This window comes from Lachnospiraceae bacterium oral taxon 500 (assembly GCA_002999035.1).
Classification (GTDB): domain Bacteria; phylum Bacillota; class Clostridia; order Lachnospirales; family Vallitaleaceae; genus W11650.
This window is the reverse complement of the sequence record CP027241.1, coordinates 1197359-1215039: the sequence shown is the minus strand read 5'-3', so window position 1 is coordinate 1215039 and position 17681 is coordinate 1197359. Positions and strand designations below refer to the sequence as shown.

The window sequence follows — 17681 nt, the reverse complement described above, 5'->3', positions numbered from 1 at the left end:
AGACCACCAGCCCTTTTCCCCGTCGATATCAACTATAGCTCCCGCACAAAATAACGGTCGATACATCTGGCCGCCGCACCGGCCGCACCGCCGTACTCGCCCAAATCAACCGGCACCAGCTTCAACTCTTCGGCTCCGGAACGAAAAACATATTGATACAGGCTTTTTTCCACCAGCGCAAAGTTTTCGGAGTTTTTGAACAACGCGCTGCTTAAAAAAATTAAATGCGGGTTTAAAAAATCAACAATATTAGCCAGGGCAATGCCCAAAAAGAGCATGGCCTGCTCCAGAATCCGGCACACGACAGGATCGCCCTGCCGCTGTGCTTCCAGCACCTGATCCAAAGTCAGTTCCTGCGGGACGGAACATAACTTAGCCAGATACGGACTTTCCCCTCGCTCCAGTGCCTCCCGGCAGCGTTCCAATATGGCGGAAACACCGGATAAAGTTTCCAGCGTTCCCGGCCGGCCATGTTTCCCGGCAAAAGCCGCCTGCGGATCAAGAATCATTTTGCCAATCTCACCGGCCGCCGCATCTTCGCCCCGAAAATTACGGTTATCCAGTACCACCGGACAGGCAATTCCCCAGGAAATATGACAAAAAGCAAAGGTTAAAGAATCCCCGACCAGCTTCGGATGAAACAGGCTAATAGCACTGGTTCTGGCCCGTACATTGTTCTCCAGTACAACCGGCAGTCCCGTCCAGCGGCTGATGCTTTCCGCCAGCGGCTGATCCCGCCAGCTGATCCGCTCATTATCCAAGCTCTTGAGCACCCCGGCATGAGTATCCACAATCCCCGGCATCGATATCCCGATACCCAGCAGACGCTGCCATTCCTTGGTATGCTTCTTTTTAAACTGATCCAGCCAATTCAGCAAGTTTTGCAGCATAATTTCATAATTTTCAGCCACCAGTTCAGTTTCCCCTTTGAGCAAAAAACTACCGCGTAAATCGGTCACACAGTAGCGCGTCCGGTCACGCCCCAAGGAAATCCCAAGCGCCAGTTTAGCCTGGGGAATTAAATCAATATTAATCGGCTTACGGCCGATTCCGCGATTGGGCAAATCGGAAGCCGTCAGCTCCTGCACAACGCCCGCCTGAATCAGTTCCGACACAATATTGGTAATGGTCGGCGGTGTCAGCTCCAGCTGCTCCGCAATCTCGACCCGCGAGAGCGGTGCCTGCCGATATAGAATTGTTTTGACTGCCGCCATATTCTGTTTTTTAACCTTGGCCAGATTTCTGCCCTCTAATCCGCTCATCTCTTTATCTCTTCCTATCTTTTTGCTGTTGACTGGATACTTTTAAGAGGATATTCTCTTCGTTACTCACAGTTCCGCAATCTGCTCCGCCGTCAGACCGGTATATTTCACCATTTATACTAAGTTCTTCCTTATTCAGTGCCAGCACCACTGACAGAAATTTCCGCAAGATAATGATTTTCTCCGTCCGAACAATTTCTTAAATGCATAATCATTGCGGACGGTAAAGCCCATGTTATCAATGTTTTTTTGCTTCTCAATCTCTTCCAGTCTTCAAGCTTTCCGGCTGCTGCTCCGACTCTATACTTTTTATTCTTATGCTTCCTCATGCTTTTTTTCTTTCATTATACTAAAATATTCTGTTCGATACAACTATCTTGGCAAAAAAGAAAGTCGTCTTTAGCACATACTCAAAATCGAACATATTTAGATACCCCAAAAGTATGTGCGAAGTTTGCTTCGGTAAGTAATCCGTCTGCATTTGGGAATCAAGCACAAACCCAAAACCGGACATACTTTGTCATCCCAAAAAGTATGTGCAACGTTTGCTCCGGTGAATAAATAACAACCAAAAAATTACAGTTCAGGCAAGCATTACCATCTGCTTGCCTGAACTGGACGCAAAAAAGCTCGGTAAAATACCGGGCTTTTCTTGTTTTTCAATTTTCAGCCAAATACACCGGCCGGCTCTTGTCAAACTGCAATTATCTAAGCAGCTGCAATACGCCCTGCGGCAGTTGGTTAGCCTGAGCCAACATCGATTGAGCAGCCTGAGTCAGGATATTAACTCTGGTGAACTCCATCATTTCCTTGGCCATATCGGTGTGACGAATCCGGGATTCGGAAGCCGTCAGGTTCTCAGCTGAGTTGTCCAGGTTCCGGATGGTGTGTTCCAAACGGTTTTGAACTGCACCTAAGGTTGCACGACGTTCTGCCAACTTAACGATTGCAGTTTCAACCGTACTGATTGCTTTCTGAGCACTGGCTTTGGTCTTTACGGTCATACCGCTGACCTTCAAACCACTTGCCTTGACCGAGCTGATAGTAATCGTGATCTTTTCGGCATCGCTTTTATTAGCACCTACCTGGAAATCTTTTGATTTAAAGGTACCATCCAATAACTTCATCTTATTGAACTGCGTTTTCTCAGAAATCGCGTTGATTTCACCAAGTAACTGATCAACTTCTTTTTGGATTAACTCCCGATCCGTATCCTGATTGGAATCATTGGCAGCCTGAACCGACAGTTCCTTCATTCTCTGCAGCATAGCATGGATTTCATCCATTGCGCCTTCCGCCGTCTGTACAACCGAGATACCGTCCTGGGCATTACGCGAAGCCTGATTCATACCGCGAATCTGTGCCCGCATCTTCTCGGAAATTGCTAAACCGGCGGCATCATCGGCTGCCCGGTTAACCCGGAAACCGGATGATAATTTCTCAGTGGATTTTGCCTGCTGGCTGTTTAAGGTTCCTAATTGTCTGTGGCTGTTGATCGCCATAATGTTTGCATTAATTCTCATTGTTTCTTCCTCCTTGGATTGAAAATGTGCAGCGACTTCCTGTCGCCTGTCAAATTGGCTTTTGGTTTCCTAAGCCCTTACAATATTATTTATCGGTTGTTTCGGTCAAAGCTTAACCCTCTTTCGCAAAATTATTTTTTTTGATCCAGTAAGGCTGACTCAGCCGCCAGCGGAACCGTTTGATACGTCTGCTGCGCCGCCTGTCGGCTTCGGCTTTCCCGAATCAAGTTCCGCTGCTTTTCGCCGAAGCTGCGCAGCCCGACCTGTAACTCTTGATTTTGGACTGTCAGTTTGGCCTGCAGCTTTTGCAGCTCCGCTCTGGCCTGCACTACCCTTTCCAGTTCTGCCTGCCGCTCAGCCGAAAGTTTTTCCGCCGTCGCCTCAATCTCCGCCTGAAGCTGCTCAATCTCCGCCTGCTTCTGCAGGAGCAGGGCCTGTGAGCGTTCCTGTCGGGTCAGATAGCTTTCCGCTTCCTCGACTGTTATTTCTTTTGCCTGCCAGGCCGCCAGCTGCTGCTCTGCCTGGCTTTGGCTTTCCCGCCACAAGGTGGCTTCTTCCGCCAGCAGTTCAAAAAGTCTTGACCAGTTATCCATGTTTCTTTCCTCCTGCGGTTTTTATAAACGACTATGCATATCGCCGGCCCCGCTTACTGCTACATTGCCGCCGGCCGGCAAGCAATTTCTTTCTTCGGCCCAAAACTACCGTCCGCCGCCCAGTTGCTGGGACAGCCAGTTGGATGTGCTGTTCGACTTGGCCAATGCTTTTTCCATGGCTGCAAACTGCTTGCGGTATTTTTCCTCGATATCAATCAGCTTATCCTCCAGGGTCTGGATTTTTCTCTCCATTTGCCGGTAGTCTTCCTGAAGAGCTTTATCGTCATAAAAGCTCATATAGCTGCGCAGGGTGGTTGATTTCATCCGCTCCGACAGCTTATCGCTCAAATTTTTGGCCACCGTCGAAATCAGTTCAGACACTGCTTCCGGATCTTCTTCCAAAGCTGCCTTCAACTTGTTGGGCATATCCGAGCGCTTGCCGCCCAGCTCGCTGTCGCCGTCCACAAACATCAGCGCACCGCTGCCCTGCTTATAATCGCCGGTTAAAATACCCAAACTGCTTAACGCATTGTATTTGCCGTTGCCTTCAACCGTGGTCATGGCAAAGGAAGTCCGAAAATCGCTTAAAATACCTTTCAGGTCTTTATCGCCCTTGAAAACCCGGCCGCGCAGGGTTTCTTCCCACTTTTTAATATCGGCCTCCGACATCCCTTTCTTTTCGGTGTCAACCAAAGGCTCCATATCTCTTTGGCTCCGGGGGACGGAAACATTGACCTTATCCTGCATTTCATTGACCAAAGCGTTATACTTTTTAAAGAAGTCAATGATTTGCTTATAAGCGGCATCCGTATCTTTCGTTACCGATACGGTGGTCTGGCCGACGGATTTTAAGGTTGCTTTCAAGCCGTTGACTTCAACATTATTGCTGTCATTGGTAAAATCCATGCCATTATAGCGATACTTGGCATCCTGCCCTTTCACTTCGTCGGTAGTAAAGCCAAACACCGGTGCCAGCGCACCACCTATGCGAAAGTTTTGCTTTTCTCCGGTTTTCTTGGTAGACAGGAACAGCCGGCCGTTTTTAATATCGGCATTGGCTTCCAGATCAATCTTGCCCTTGGTTTCTTTCTTAATCTTCTCAGCGAAACTTTTCAGCGTATCATCCGCTTCAGCTGTGATATCGATGGTTTGCTCCACACCATGCTCATCCTTATAAGTAATTCTAAGTGGGGCACCGGTAAAGCCCATCTCACCAAAGGTAGTCGACTCCGTCATTGGAGTGCCATCCGGCTTAGTCAGCCTGCCGCTGGCAGTTGCCGCCGTTTTCGCCAGCTGGACGACCTCCAACTCATGCGTACCTTTGGGGGCATTGGCATCCGCCTCCACATCGGCTACCGCCGTGCTGGAACTGCTGACCTTATTTTTGATCAGATTCCCCTTGAGGCGCATTGCCGTCAAATCTTTATTAAAGAAGGAATAGATTTTGGAGTTCATCTTCTTCCATTCTTCCCGGCGATAATCCTTGCTGATATTTCTTTTCTTATAGCGATCGACCCGGTAGCGCTGGGCCGCCATCAGCTTTTCAATCATGCTGTCGGTATCCATACCGGAAGCCAATCCTCCCAGTGTCATTCTTGATACTGCCATTTTGCTTTCCTCCTATCTCTTCTCGTCCAGTAAAATACCTGTCATCTTCCAGACATAGGCCAGCATGTCCAAAGCCTTCTCCGACGGTATTTCCCGGATTACGCTGTCGTCGTTGGTGTTGATCACCTTGACCATGATTTTCTTGGTCACATCGTGAATCGAAAACTCCAACCGCCGGTCATAGGTCTTCAATTTTTGGTTGGCATCCTTGACCTGCTTAAAAATCTCATCCTCCGACATTTCCCGGCGGATTTCCTGGGTTTGAGCCGCTTTTTCGTGCTCTACCTTCATCTTTTCGGCCGATGAGGGTTCCGCTGAAACACGCCTGTCCTCTGCTGCCGCAACTTCCGCCTGAACGCTGGAAGCGATTTTGGGCAGCGTAAACGCTTCCGTACTTCCTTCAATTCTCATAATTCTTCCTCCTTGGATATTGTTGCTTGCTCGTCCTTGTTGAGCGTCTATAATATTATCGGCCGACAGCCGAAAAATCTTAGCTTTTTTTATCAATGCTTATAAATTTCCTATTGCTGTTTTCCCGCTTGGCCAGTAAATACTCGGCCCACTCAAAGTCCTGTGCATCGTCAATATCGACCGACGCATTTTTAGCCATGACATAAGCGTATGTTCCGGCCTGATAATAATTCGTCTGCCGCCGGATAAAATCGGTTCGCCCGATATAGAGAGCGCCGTTAATCCGGTAATAAACCGGCAGCGCCTGCCGGTTGCCGGCCAGCCGGTTCAAATCCAGAAAGCCGTCCATCGACTGATTCTCCGGCAGTGTGTTCATCCACAGCGGACTATGTTCGGCAGCACAGACCGCCACGATCATATCCGCCCTTTTTTCGGTCAGCAGCGCATAACCGTTTCGGATATCCTCGGCCGTCCGCAGCGGCGAAGTCGGCTGCAGCAGTGCCACGGTATCAAAGACTTGACCACTGCGTTCATATTTATCCAAAACCATCTTAACGACTTCCCAACTGCCGGCTGTATCGCCGGCTAAACTTTCCGCCCGCAAAAACGGAACGGCCGCGCCGAAGTTTTCCGCTATTTTTGCATACTCCGGCGAATCGGTGCTGACATGAATCTCGGCAAAGCAGCCCGACGCCGCTGCCGCTTCAATCGTATAGGCCAACAGCGGCTTACCGCCCAGCAGCTTGATATTCTTATCTTTCAGTCCCTTTGACCCGCTTCTGGCCGGGATGATTGCTATATTTTTCATCTTCTGTCCTCTTGTTGCCGAATCCGCCGCCAATGGCTGCGGCTGCATTAATTCTCCATTCAACTTTTTTATTTATTACCTTACTCAACTTTCCCATGTTCGCCAGAACAGTCTTTTTTAGACTCGTTGCATGGACAGGAACGGAATGCGATTTGCAAAGCAAATCGCGAGAGTGAGTCCATGCACCCGCTCTCCGAGCGGGATAGAGTCAAAAAAGACTATGGCAGACTGCCCGCCCGGGCAGAAGTGCGAAGCACTTCGATCAGGGGAAAGTTGAGTTACCCTATATACGGTCTTAAAAACATGGACAAATCCCGGCCGGCTAGTTTTTTCTGAATTTCTTCCCTGCCGGGCAAATGCCTGAGATAATCCGCCGCCACTTCATCATTAAACTCGGCATTGACGGTATATTTTATTTCTTTGGTTTTATCCTGCACCACCGGCACAAAGTCAAAAATCTGACCGCTTCGCAGTCTTTCCGTCAGGGAATTATGCGCCGCCGCCACCGCCTGCATCCCCAAGTCAAAGGCTTCTGTTTCTTTTGCTTCCGGCAAAGCATGATACAGCATATCACCGGCGTCTAATCTGGCACTCAGCATATGAATCGTCGCCCCCCACCATTTCTGGATGCCCCAGATAAGCCGCCCAGAAATTGCAGGAACTTCCCCGAAAATACGGGCTAATCCCCATATGGATATTCAGCGCCTTATTTTTTACTAAAAATTCAATCAGTTCGCCTTTAATAAAGCTGGAGCCAAAGACCACATAACAGTCGGAACGCAGCGCTTCCGCCAATGCAGGCAACGGCAGCTGATTCAAATCCTTCATCTTAATCGCCAGCGATTTCACATTCGATGGCAAAAAGCTAACCTGACCGAAAATATTTTTCTCCGCCTGCATTACTCGCTGAAAATATTGCTGCATCACCTCCGAATTATTAAAAAAGTCCTTAACCTGTCCCGGAAAGACCGTATTACATTCCTGCACCGCATAAACCGTTTCGGCAATGCCCGCTAACTTTTTCAATAAATGAATATGCCGTGGCTGATTACTGGTAAATACCGTGATTTTCATGACGCATTCTCCTGATAATATTGGTGTGATCTTCCCGCGGAAAATCCAAAACCGAAGCAAAACCCGGTTCCATATTCGCCCGAAATCCCAGCCGAATTCCCATTTCCCGCATAATTTCCAAGGTCTTGTCATTATAAGAATTTGACGGATAAGAAACCGTTTCCACCGGCTCGCCGATGATTTCCTGCAATACCCACCGATTGGTCGTATATTCCCATTTCTGCCGATCATAACCGGTATCGACTAACGATGTATAATGCGTATGTGAATGCAGGCCGATCACATTGCCCTCGGCAAAAAGCGCCCCTATTTCTTCCTTATTTAAATATACTTTCTTTTCGGTTTCCGCTGCATCATAATCGCGCTGTGCCATCATTTCCGCCATCAACTCATGATACTGAGCTTCGGTCAGCAGCTTATCCCGCACATAGCGAAACAGGCGGTCATTGTCCGTATAAAAGCTAAACTCCCGCAAATAATCCAGACATTCCGGCGCCCTCAGCTTTTGGCCCAAATCGGAAATGCGTTTGCTTTCTTTTAAAACCGCAAAAAAAGCCTGATAAAAATCATCAATTTCCGCAAAACAGGCAAACCGAAAATGCCGGTAAATCTCCAGTTTTTCCGCTTCCCCCAAAAATCTTTGGGTCGGAATAAAGAAAAAAGCAGTTAAGCCCAGCTCTTTTAAAACCGGATACGCCACTTCGTACTGGCACTTTAAGCCATCGTCAAAAGTTAAGCAAACTTCGTCCGGCTGTAATGTGTTCTCCAGTGCCTTCCGCTGCCACTCTCCGGCAGGTAAAAGCTTATATCCCGCATTATCCCTGCCTTTAGTTTTATAGTATTCCAGCAGTTCTCTCAGTTCCCGGGCGCTAATACTGCCTTGTGATTTAATATAATTTGCCTCATCATGAAAATGATGAAACATCACTCCATGTGCTGTCATTTTCTCCTCCTTAATATAAAGCTTTGTGAAAGGCGATTACTCTGCTCTTCCGCAGCCACCGGAAATATTCCCGCTCCCTTCGGCCGTATCGCTTTGCTCCCATTTTCTTATCCGGAATATGTAATGCCTGCCTGCAGCCACGCCTGCTTACCGGTGCTGCCCTTTCCCTATATATCATAAAACCGCTTGGCTGGCGGCTGCGGCTGTACAAAAAAGCGCTTGATTTCTCGAAGGATGCTGTCTGAAGTTTCCTGTCCCTGGCCGTAGGGGGTATTGCGAAAATGGCTGCCGTCCTGATATTCCGGCGATAATGCCTTGGTGATGGCCGCTTTGATGGCTTCGGTTTCCGGCGGACAGTCAATCACCGATTCGGCCCGCAGCCGCCCTTCCTGCCGGCTGCCGATATTGACCGACGGCCGCCCCATGGTCGGAGCTTCTAATATGCCGCTGGAAGAGTTACCGAGCACAGCTTTGCAATATTTCATCGCACTTAAATAACGAAGCTGTCCCAGGGAAGAAAAGAGCTGAATCCTGGTTGGTTCAGCGATTTGGTATTCTTCCCATTTTTGATTGATCCGGCGGCCGGCGGCATCGGCATTGGCCGCAGTCACAATCAACCGGATATCGGGAAAGGCCGCACAGGCTGACAAAAGCCTTTCCGCTTCCTCGGCCGCATCCCCCTGCCCCAAGGTCACCGGGTGATAAGTAATCAAAAAATAAGGCTCGTCCGGCTTAATGCCTAACTCTTTCTCAATCTCCGGCCGACTGAGCAAGGACTGGCGACGAATATTTTCCGCTCCGGTATCACCGACCGCAAAGACCGTTTCCGGCGCTTCCCCCAACTGAATCACCCGCCGGCGATAAGTTTCATTGGCGGTAAAATGCAGCCGGCTCATTTTGGAAATACTATGCCGAAAGCCCTCGTCCAGTGCACCGGCCGTTACCTCGCCGCCGGCCAGATGTGCCACCGGAATTCGCAGCGTATAAGCGGCACTGACCGCCGCAAAAATCTCATAGCGATCGCCCAAAACCACCACCATGTCCGGGGCTAATTCCAGCAAAGCGTCCGTCACCGAAATCATGGTCAATCCCATACTCTTACTGATTCCGGCCGGCGTATCGCTGCTGAGCAGCGTTTCCGTTTTTCGGGTGATGACAAAACCGTCGTTTTCAATTTCCCGGTAGGTAAAGCCAAACTCCGGCGACAGATGCATCCCCAGCACCAAAATTTGAAGTTCTATCTCCGAATCCGCCGCCGCTCTCATCATAACCGGCTTTAACAAACCATATTCCGCTCTGGTCGCAGTTATAAAACAAATTTTTTTCATTTTTTGCTTCCTTTTAAAATCATGCTCAGCGATTTCACATCCGGCTTTTCTCTCAAGCCTTGTTTCGTTCAGAAACTGGGGGAATTCTTATTTCAGGCAAATCTGCTCGTCCGGCGCAAAATCTTTGATTGCTTTTTGTCCCAAAACCTCATACCATTGCATTGGACTGATACCCGCGCCGGCTCTTTTGACCGTAATGTTTTTCGGAGTAAAAGTTTCACCGGCAGCAATCGCCCCGGCCGCCACAATACATTTACGAGCAGCCCGGCGGTTTTCCAGTTCGGCCTGGCTTGGCCTTTTCTCGCTGCTGCCCAGACAAAGCTCAACTCGGCGTACCGCTTTGACCATCTCGGTTAACTCGGCCGGTTCCAAACTGGCCTTATGATCCGGTCCGGACATGGTTTTATCCAAAGTAAAATGCTTTTCCAGCACAACCGCCCCCAGCGCCGCTGCTGCAATCGGCACGACAATCCCCTCGGTATGATCGGAATACCCGACCGGACGCCCCAGTTCCGCTTTCAGTGTCAGCATCGCTTGCAGATTGACGCTCTTATCCGGAGCCGGATATTCGGTCGTGCAGTGCAGCACCGTAATTTCCTGCCCATTCTCCAAAACGGCCAGCGCCGCCCGAATCTCATCCATTTCCGCCATGCCGGTCGACAGAATCATCGGCTTTTGCAGGGCGGCAATTTTTTCCAAATAAGGGAGATTGGTAATCTCGCCGGATGGAATTTTCCACACCGGCAAACTGAGGGATTCTAAAAAATCAATGCTTTCCAAATCAAAGGCGGTCGATAAAAATAAAATGCCGATTTCCCGGCAATAGGCCTGCAATTCCCGAAAATCGGCATAGGACAACTCCAAACGGCGCAGCATTTCCGCCTGACTTTCTTCCTTGCCGATATTCACCGTCTGATAAGCAGCTTGAGCGGTGCTCGCCGCTACCAGCTTGTCGGTTCGAAAGGTCTGAAACTTAACGGCATCAGCCCCCGCTTCTTTGGCTTTGTCCGCCAGCTTTTTGGCTAACGCCAGTTCGCCGTTATGATTGACGCCCGCTTCGGCGATAATAAATACTTTTTGCTTCATTGCGCTGACCTCCTGTTCTTTTCCGCCGCGAATGTCCTGCCATCAGCCGGATGCAGCGACACTGTCCGCACTGCTCCGACCACCGCAAACGCTTATCCTTTCCGCTTCGGCCGTGCCGGTACGCCCAACATCATTTCTTCCGCCGCCGTATCGCAAACTACAACCGCTCCGGCTCCGACTACTGCCCGGCGGCCGATGGTCAGTCCCTGCAGCACGGTTGCCCCCACGCCAATCAGACTTTCTCCGCCGACTGTCACCCGGCCGCAAACTTTGGCCTGCGGGCCTATCACCGTAAAATCCTCTATTTTGACATCATGTCCTAAAAAACAGCCGTAATTGAGGAGATTAAAATCCCCCAGTTCCGCCCCAATGGAAATTGACACATTTTCCTGAATAATATTGCCCATGCCTAATCGAATATTACGCAGATTCACATGAGGGTGAACAAAATTGGGGTAAACAAAATTGGGAATTGTCTTTATTTTCTGATATATCTTTTTTATAACCATTGGGCTGCCTATCGGAATCGCCGCCCCCAAAAGCGGAAAACGCCCGGCAAAGGCCGCCAAATCCGCTTCGGCAATAACCGGCACAGCGCCGCTCCATTGCCCGGCGGTTTCCTCATTTTCCGCCGCCACAGCCTGCACCTGATACACCGGCTGACGGCAGGCCAAATTAATTTCTTCTATTAAATAGATAAGTTCCCGGGCCACATCACCCGTCCCTAAGATTACCACCGGCAGGCCTTGCCACTTCATTTTTCCATCTCCAGTCCGGTCAGCATTTTCTCCATTTTTTCCATTTCTTCAATCTGGCCCATATCCAGCCATTGGTCAGCCTCAACCGTGTAAACACCAACCCGCTCTCCTCTTTGTTGGCAATCGGCGATAATCTCCGGGAAACTGATCGGAACATCTTTCTCCAGGCGCTCAATCACCACCGGCTCGACCACATAAAAGCCGGTATTGGTTAAAAACGACAGCTCCGGCTTTTCTTTCATCGTTAAAAGTTTCCCCTGCTCACCGGCTTCCACCACACCATAGGGAATCTTCATATTTTGGCGGGCGCAGACCATGGTAATCCGATTGCCCGCCTCCTGATGGCAGCGGTAAATCTGCTCATAATCGGCTTCCACCAAAATATCACAGTTGGTCAGGAAAAAAGTTTCCGTAATCTGCCCGGCCAAAAGCTGCAAGCCACCGCCCGTACCCAGCGGTTTGTCTTCATCAATATAATAAATCTGATAGTTTTTATTGTTCTCGCTGAAATAGGCCTTAATCATGTTTTTCTTATGATTGACCACCAGGTAAAAGGAATTTACACCAAAGCTGTGAAAACGGTTCATGATATGCTCGGCAATCGGAATCTCACCGATGGGAATCAGCGGCTTGGGCAATATCTTGGTATAGGGGTACAGCCTGGTACCAAAGCCGCCGGCCATAACTACTGTCGGAATCAGAAGCTTTCTGCCGGAACGAATTTCTTCATTGTTCCACAAAAAAATACTGACAATTCTCCGCTCATCCGCCAGCAGAGGAATGGCATCCACTTCCCATTCTTTCAGCTTCCGGTAAGCCTGCTTTCTTTCTTCCGCCGGAAGCCATTTGGGCCGATAGTTGGCCACTTCTTTAACGGATTTTTGTAAGTTTCCGTTTTTTAAAATCCAGCGGCGGATATCACCATCGGTTACTGCCGCCAGGAGCCGGCCGTTTTCCGCGACAAATAAAGTTTTTTTGCCCAAAGTATCCAGCCTTTGCATTGCGTCAATAATCCGAAAGCTTTCCGGGATTAAAAAGTCCTTGATCTCCATACGCCCTCCTATCCATTCCCTTACATCATAGCCACGACGGCCGATTACTTTATACTCCCGCAATCATCGCCAATACTCGTAACTTATCCCGCTCCGCCGTTCCTTTCCTCTCTATTTCCCTGCCGGGCAATTGTCAGCCCCCGTCCGCAAGTCTCGCTTGTTCCCAACGCCGCCGCAATCACTGCCAATACTCGCAACTCGCCCCGCTTCTTCGGCCGTGCCTTTCCTCTATTTCCCTGCTTGACAAATGACGGCAATGACCCGATCAACATCGGCTGCGGTCAAGTTCGTGCTGCATGGCAGATTCAGTACGCGGTCACGATAGCTGACGGCTTTTTCGATTTGATATGTCCGGCTGCCCTGGTAGGGCTTTTGCTGATGAATCAGGCCCCAAATCGGCCGGGTTTGAACTTTCTGTTCCATCAGGTACTGCATCAGGTCTTCCCGGCTCAGCGGAAATTCATCTGTCAAATACAGCGAGTAAAACCAATAATTTGCCCGAATATCGGGCCGGAAATCCAAGAACTTTAAACCCGGCAATTCCCGAATGGCTTTTTGATAGCGCTCATAATTTTCTTTTTTATGCCCGATAAAGCTCTCTAACTGCTCTAACTGCGCCAAGCCCAGCGCCGCCTGTAAATTGGTCAGCCGGTAATTGTAACCGATCTCATCATGCTCAAACCGTACCTCATCCGATTTGGCCTGCTGCGTCAAATGTTTAGCATGCAGCCGGTCTGCTTCCGACCGGGCAACCATCATCCCGCCGCCGCCGGTAGTAATGATTTTATTGCCATTAAAGGAATATACCCCGAAATCCCCGATGGTACCGGCGTAGCGGCCGGCGTAACGCCCGCTCAAAAAGCGGCTGCCCAGCGCTTCGGTTGCGTCCTCAACCACTTTTAAACCATATTTTTCCGCCAGCGGCATTAACCTGTCCAAATCCGCCAGATTGCCGAAAATATGCACCGGCACAACCGCTTTCACCGGCCGGCCGCCGGCCCGGTGGATCAGCTGACCGTCCTTCCAGTCACATTCCTCACGGCAAAAGCGCTCCAGCTTTTCCATGTCCATACATAAGCTGTCGTCGCAGTCCATAAAAATCGGCTCTGCGCCCAAGTATTTGACCGGATTAACCGCCGCAATAAAGGTCAGCGTCGGGACAATGACCGCATCGCCCGGCCCTACGCCGCAAAGCTGTAAGCCGACATGCAGGCCGGCTGTTCCGCTTTGACAGGACACCGCTCCGCTCACGCCCAGATATTCCGCTATTTTTTGCTCAAAATCACCGACATACGCTCCGGCCGTCGATACCCATTCCCCAGTCACGGCGGCGGTAACGTACTTTAATTCATTCCCTTTTAAGTTCGGTACTGATAAAGGAATCCATGTTTGATTCATAGTTTTTCCTTTCCGTATATAAATGTCATTCAGAATACGAGATTGCCCCGCTAACGCTCCTGCAGCTCCTGCCGGCAATATTCGTAAGCCACAATTATTAACACATCAAAAAATGATAAATTCTTTCACCGAATTTTCATACTTCTTAAATGTTATAAATATTGACCTTATCGCGGTCAAGGTGATGCCGGAAAAACTCAATCGTTTCCGCCAGACCCGCCGCTAAGTCATAGCGCGGCTGCCAGCCGGTCATCGCTTTAATCTTTTCATTTGAACCCAATAGCCGGTTGACCTCACTTTTCTCCGGACGCAGCCGCTCCTCATCACACGCAATCACTGCCTGCGGATTAATCTGCCGGATCAGCTCCTCGGTTAACTGACCGATGCTGATTTCCTGCCCGGTCGCAATATTGATCTCCTCGCCGATTGCTTTTTCGGCAGCGGCAATCGCCATAAAACCGGCCACCGTATCCTTCACATAATTAAAATCCCGCGTCGGCGACAGCGCTCCCAGCTTAATTGTCTGACAGCCGCTGAGGAGCTGGGTGATAATCGTCGGAATCACCGCCCGCAGCGACTGCCGCGGCCCATAAGTATTAAACGGCCGGACAATCGTGACCGGCAGCTGAAAACTGCGGTAAAAAGACTCCGCCAAACGATCTGCTCCGATCTTGGTAGCAGAATAGGGCGACTGCCCCTGATAGGGATGCTTTTCATCAATCGGCACATACTGCGCCGTGCCGTAAACTTCGGAAGTTGATGTAATCAGCACCCGCTCCGGCTGATGATCCCGAGCCGCCTGCAAAACATTTAAAGTCCCTTTGATATTGGTATCAACATAAGCATCCGGCGAATGATAACTAAAGGGAATCGCAATCAGCGCCGCCAAATGATAAATCACTTCCCGACCCTGCATTGCCGTCCGAACACCATTCGGGTCGCGAATATCGCCGGCAAAAATCTCAATCTCCTTTAAAATCTCCGGAGGCAGGCTGTCCAGCCAGCCCCAGGAATTAAATGAATTGTAGTAAACAAACGCTTTTACTTCCTGACCGGCTCTGACTAACTCCTCCGTCAAATGACTGCCGATAAAGCCGTCCGCTCCGGTTACCAATACTTTGGCCATATGCTTTCCTTTCTGATTTTATCATCATTCCGCGCCCGGCTGCAACACACAGGTTGCTGTGCAGGCGCGTAATCCGCCGGCAAAAAGGCGAAACCCTTTTGTGCCGATAAGTGAAAAGTCTATTCTAAGCAGCGAATCCTCAGTCCCTAATCGTTTCGCAGCAGCGCGCCAGTTCGCGCAGGTCAGACTCCAGTTCAAAATGCAGCAAATCGGCAATATAAATCACATCCTCTTCGGCCAAGGGCTTTTGAAAGAGTTTTAAATCCGCTTGCAGTCTGCTATAAAGTTCTTCCACTGCCGCCGCTTGCTCCTCCCTGCCCGGCTGTGCCTGAAGAAGTGAGTGCAAAAGCTCAACCGCGGCAAAATCCGCCGAAACTTTTTCAAATATCGCGCTCAGCCCCGGCCAATTCTCGCCGGATGCCTGTTCGCCATAAAATGAGTCGCTTAAACGCAGTGCTTCCTCCGCTCCGGCCTTGGCGGCTGCCGCCAAATCGCCGGCGGCAAAAGCAGTATACTCGGCCAAAGTCAGGGCCATCACCTCTATTGTTTGCAGCTTTCCCTGCCGCTCCACTAGGTACTCGGAAAAGTTTTCCCAGACTTCCTCACCGTCCGCTATGATATAGTTGAGCAACAGCCCCTGCTTTTCCAGCTCCGCTTCTATTTCCTGCCAAATCTGCTCAGCCGTCCAGGTACCATATTCTTTTTCGGTTTGTCTGATGGATAGCTTCATTTCTTCTCCCCTTCCCGCACATAATCCTGCATCGCAGCTTCCATTTGCTTATAGTCTTCTTTCAGTTTTTTATATGTCGGCTCATATTCGGTTAAAAACCGATTAAATTCCTGCCAAATTGTCTGCGCCTGCTCCGCCGGATCTTGAATTTCATTAAAATATTCAATTTTGTCTACCAGATTTTTATATCCCACTTCTTTTATCGGCATCACAAACAAAGTGCTGAAAAGGTTTTCTTCCAGCCGTTTCAAAGCCAGATTTAATTTAACATAGCTTTTGCGCAGACGGTCGTAGTGCCCTAATTTCCGTTCTTTTTCAATTTCCTTAAGAATCGTTTTGCAGCTGGCAATATAGCGCTCTAAAATATCCCGGTCAGCGGCTACTTCTTTTATCCTTTTTGCCATATATTTCCGGTCATATTCGCCTTCGGCCTTTTCATCCCAGTGAAAATCAATGTCGTTTTCCGGCATCGTCTTCATCAACTCTGATAACTCTTTAAACCGGGTTCCTTTGATAGCCACCCCGCCTTGAGTGGCATTATATACTTCAACCTCGCCCGGCCCCCATAAGGAAAGCAAATCTTCAATATCTTCTTTCATGGTCACATAAATGGAAGCTGTCCGCATGGTATTGCCGTAAACATCTTTTGCCTCAACCGAATATTGCTCACCTATCTTATCACTGTCAATATAAGAAATCCCGGAACTATAAACCTTGCTTCCTTTGATTCCCAGATTTTGACCAACCAAAATAATCCGGCCAAACCCTAAATAGCGGAGTGTATCCAGCGCCAAAACCGAAATCGTGCGCCCTACTCCGACCTCCGGCAGCGGTTTTTTGCCGATTAAAAAATAATTCTGCTGAGTCGCGCCGACAGACAAAATCGAAAAGGTTTTTCCCGGATATCCCTGCAGCGACTGATAACCGATCTCTGTTCCGTAAAACAGCGGAATCTCGATGATGTTGCGATCTTTGATTTGCTGCAGCACCTTTTGGTTTGCCGGCGTCGGGTCATAGGAAAATACCGCATCCGGATAAATGTCTTTGGCTAACAGCGCGTTAATCGCACTGCCGACCGCAAAAATACCCGCCATCTTTTTCGCTTTAATGATCCGCAGATTTTCAATTTCTTCATCCAGCGATGGCCCGGCCGCTACTAAAATCGCGGTTTTGCCGGCAAATTGGGTTAAATCCTGCCAAAATAAATTAGGCCCTGTCAAAATTGGCTTCATATTAATCATGATCGATTCAATCATCGGTTTACTCAATATCAGTCCGCCGATTGCCGAATCCTTTTCTTTTTTATATGTGAGCAAATATTTTTCATAAAACTCCTGCCGTTTTTCCTTAAAGAAATGAACATAGCTCTTTAGAAAAAAGAGGACATTTTGCCGATTGAACTTACGACCGAACTCAGCCAGCGTTATTTCCATTCTTTTATAGTCTGTTTCCACGCCGTTTAAGTTTTTAAGCTGCATATCCTTCAGCTCATTTTGCTCTAAAAAACGATACAGAATCTCCTCATCCGGCTCGACCAAAAAATATTTAATCCCCGGATAGCGGCGCAAAACCTCTTTGATATGATAGCCCAGGCCCACTCCAAAAAAAATAATACTGCTTTCATTATTTAAGTCGGAATATGAATCAACTAATTTTTTAGCCTCATATTCCGGGTTATACCGCGAAGTCAGGTAATACTCCCGATTATCCTGGGTCAGCACCAAAGCTTTTTGCCCGTTCTCCGCTTTTTCAATCCGGGTGCGGCCAAGACCCTCTTTTTCCAGTTTTTCCATCTGCTCCAGCAAGGGAGCATTCAATTCTTTCATCAAAGCTTTATTATAAATGGACAGCATATTCTCTTTCCTTTCGGCAGCTCTTTCATCATCAATCTTAGTCCCTTATAGTATCGGCTGTTTCACGGCAAAGTAAAGTCCTCGCTTTCCTATATTCATTTTTTCCATTTGCTTCGCTGATTTTACGA

General features: G+C 48.9%; 16 protein-coding genes and 1 pseudogene. All 17 read right to left on the bottom strand.

What is annotated here, in order from left to right; translation table 11 throughout:
• Positions 1 to 32: 32 nt before the first annotated feature.
• Positions 33 to 1262, bottom strand: a complete 1230-nt coding sequence (locus C3V36_05630) for a hypothetical protein (GenBank protein AVM68760.1) — start codon at positions 1260 to 1262, stop codon at positions 33 to 35.
• A gap of 131 nt (positions 1263 to 1393) precedes the next feature.
• Positions 1394 to 1591: a hypothetical protein gene (locus C3V36_05625; protein ID AVM68759.1), complete on the bottom strand. Its 198-nt coding sequence runs from the start codon at positions 1589 to 1591 to the stop codon at positions 1394 to 1396.
• A 375-nt stretch (positions 1592 to 1966) separates the two neighbouring features.
• Positions 1967 to 2785: a flagellin gene (locus tag C3V36_05620; protein AVM68758.1), complete on the bottom strand. Its 819-nt coding sequence runs from the start codon at positions 2783 to 2785 to the stop codon at positions 1967 to 1969.
• A gap of 131 nt (positions 2786 to 2916) precedes the next feature.
• Positions 2917 to 3378, bottom strand: a complete 462-nt coding sequence (locus C3V36_05615) for a hypothetical protein (GenBank protein AVM68757.1) — start codon at positions 3376 to 3378, stop codon at positions 2917 to 2919.
• Between the two features lie 105 nt (positions 3379 to 3483).
• Positions 3484 to 4986, bottom strand: coding sequence for a hypothetical protein (locus tag C3V36_05610; GenBank protein ID AVM68756.1), 1503 nt, complete (start codon positions 4984 to 4986; stop codon positions 3484 to 3486).
• A 12-nt stretch (positions 4987 to 4998) separates the two neighbouring features.
• Positions 4999 to 5397 carry a flagellar biosynthesis protein FlaG gene (locus C3V36_05605; GenBank protein AVM68755.1) on the bottom strand — a complete coding sequence of 133 codons (399 nt, stop codon included), beginning with the start codon at positions 5395 to 5397 and terminating at the stop codon, positions 4999 to 5001.
• 79 nt (positions 5398 to 5476) lie between these two features.
• Positions 5477 to 6205 (bottom strand): CMP-N-acetlyneuraminic acid synthetase, encoded by a 729-nt coding sequence (locus C3V36_05600; GenBank protein ID AVM70453.1) that lies wholly within the window; start codon positions 6203 to 6205, stop codon positions 5477 to 5479.
• Positions 6206 to 6483: 278 nt separating this feature from the next.
• A pseudogene (locus tag C3V36_05595) lies at positions 6484 to 7279 on the bottom strand (methionyl-tRNA formyltransferase).
• Positions 7254 to 8222, bottom strand: a complete 969-nt coding sequence (locus C3V36_05590; protein AVM68754.1) for a polysaccharide deacetylase — start codon at positions 8220 to 8222, stop codon at positions 7254 to 7256. Before C3V36_05590 ends, C3V36_05595 begins: the two are co-directional and overlap by 26 nt.
• Positions 8223 to 8389: 167 nt before the next feature.
• Positions 8390 to 9550 (bottom strand): UDP-N-acetylglucosamine 2-epimerase (hydrolyzing), encoded by a 1161-nt coding sequence (gene neuC, locus C3V36_05585; protein AVM68753.1) that lies wholly within the window; start codon positions 9548 to 9550, stop codon positions 8390 to 8392.
• Positions 9551 to 9637: 87 nt separating this feature from the next.
• Positions 9638 to 10636: an N-acetylneuraminate synthase gene (gene neuB, locus C3V36_05580; protein AVM68752.1), complete on the bottom strand. Its 999-nt coding sequence runs from the start codon at positions 10634 to 10636 to the stop codon at positions 9638 to 9640.
• Positions 10637 to 10728: 92 nt separating this feature from the next.
• Positions 10729 to 11394: a hypothetical protein gene (locus C3V36_05575; protein AVM68751.1), complete on the bottom strand. Its 666-nt coding sequence runs from the start codon at positions 11392 to 11394 to the stop codon at positions 10729 to 10731.
• Positions 11391 to 12446, bottom strand: coding sequence for a nucleotidyltransferase (locus tag C3V36_05570; GenBank protein AVM68750.1), 1056 nt, complete (start codon positions 12444 to 12446; stop codon positions 11391 to 11393). Before C3V36_05570 ends, C3V36_05575 begins: the two co-directional genes overlap by 4 nt.
• A gap of 228 nt (positions 12447 to 12674) precedes the next feature.
• Positions 12675 to 13844, bottom strand: a complete 1170-nt coding sequence (locus C3V36_05565) for an aminotransferase DegT (protein ID AVM68749.1) — start codon at positions 13842 to 13844, stop codon at positions 12675 to 12677.
• 145 nt (positions 13845 to 13989) lie between these two features.
• Complete coding sequence (locus tag C3V36_05560; GenBank protein ID AVM68748.1) at positions 13990 to 14970, bottom strand: NAD-dependent dehydratase; 981 nt, start codon at positions 14968 to 14970, stop codon at positions 13990 to 13992.
• Between the two features lie 139 nt (positions 14971 to 15109).
• On the bottom strand, positions 15110 to 15700 hold the full coding sequence (locus C3V36_05555; GenBank protein ID AVM68747.1) for a hypothetical protein: 591 nt from the start codon (positions 15698 to 15700) through the stop codon (positions 15110 to 15112).
• Positions 15697 to 17553, bottom strand: coding sequence for a hypothetical protein (locus C3V36_05550; protein AVM68746.1), 1857 nt, complete (start codon positions 17551 to 17553; stop codon positions 15697 to 15699). Before C3V36_05550 ends, C3V36_05555 begins: the two co-directional genes overlap by 4 nt.
• Positions 17554 to 17681: the final 128 nt, after the last annotated feature.

Coding starts and splice junctions, on each gene's coding strand:
- C3V36_05630 (AVM68760.1), bottom strand. CDS start 1,262: ATGAGCGGATTAGAGGGCAGAAATCTGGCCAAGGTTAAAAAACAGAAT.
- C3V36_05625 (AVM68759.1), bottom strand. CDS start 1,591: ATGAGGAAGCATAAGAATAAAAAGTATAGAGTCGGAGCAGCAGCCGGA.
- C3V36_05620 (AVM68758.1), bottom strand. CDS start 2,785: ATGAGAATTAATGCAAACATTATGGCGATCAACAGCCACAGACAATTA.
- C3V36_05615 (AVM68757.1), bottom strand. CDS start 3,378: ATGGATAACTGGTCAAGACTTTTTGAACTGCTGGCGGAAGAAGCCACC.
- C3V36_05610 (AVM68756.1), bottom strand. CDS start 4,986: ATGGCAGTATCAAGAATGACACTGGGAGGATTGGCTTCCGGTATGGAT.
- C3V36_05605 (AVM68755.1), bottom strand. CDS start 5,397: ATGAGAATTGAAGGAAGTACGGAAGCGTTTACGCTGCCCAAAATCGCT.
- C3V36_05600 (AVM70453.1), bottom strand. CDS start 6,205: ATGAAAAATATAGCAATCATCCCGGCCAGAAGCGGGTCAAAGGGACTG.
- C3V36_05590 (AVM68754.1), bottom strand. CDS start 8,222: ATGACAGCACATGGAGTGATGTTTCATCATTTTCATGATGAGGCAAAT.
- neuC (AVM68753.1), bottom strand. CDS start 9,550: ATGAAAAAAATTTGTTTTATAACTGCGACCAGAGCGGAATATGGTTTG.
- neuB (AVM68752.1), bottom strand. CDS start 10,636: ATGAAGCAAAAAGTATTTATTATCGCCGAAGCGGGCGTCAATCATAAC.
- C3V36_05575 (AVM68751.1), bottom strand. CDS start 11,394: ATGAAGTGGCAAGGCCTGCCGGTGGTAATCTTAGGGACGGGTGATGTG.
- C3V36_05570 (AVM68750.1), bottom strand. CDS start 12,446: ATGGAGATCAAGGACTTTTTAATCCCGGAAAGCTTTCGGATTATTGAC.
- C3V36_05565 (AVM68749.1), bottom strand. CDS start 13,844: ATGAATCAAACATGGATTCCTTTATCAGTACCGAACTTAAAAGGGAAT.
- C3V36_05560 (AVM68748.1), bottom strand. CDS start 14,970: ATGGCCAAAGTATTGGTAACCGGAGCGGACGGCTTTATCGGCAGTCAT.
- C3V36_05555 (AVM68747.1), bottom strand. CDS start 15,700: ATGAAGCTATCCATCAGACAAACCGAAAAAGAATATGGTACCTGGACG.
- C3V36_05550 (AVM68746.1), bottom strand. CDS start 17,553: ATGCTGTCCATTTATAATAAAGCTTTGATGAAAGAATTGAATGCTCCC.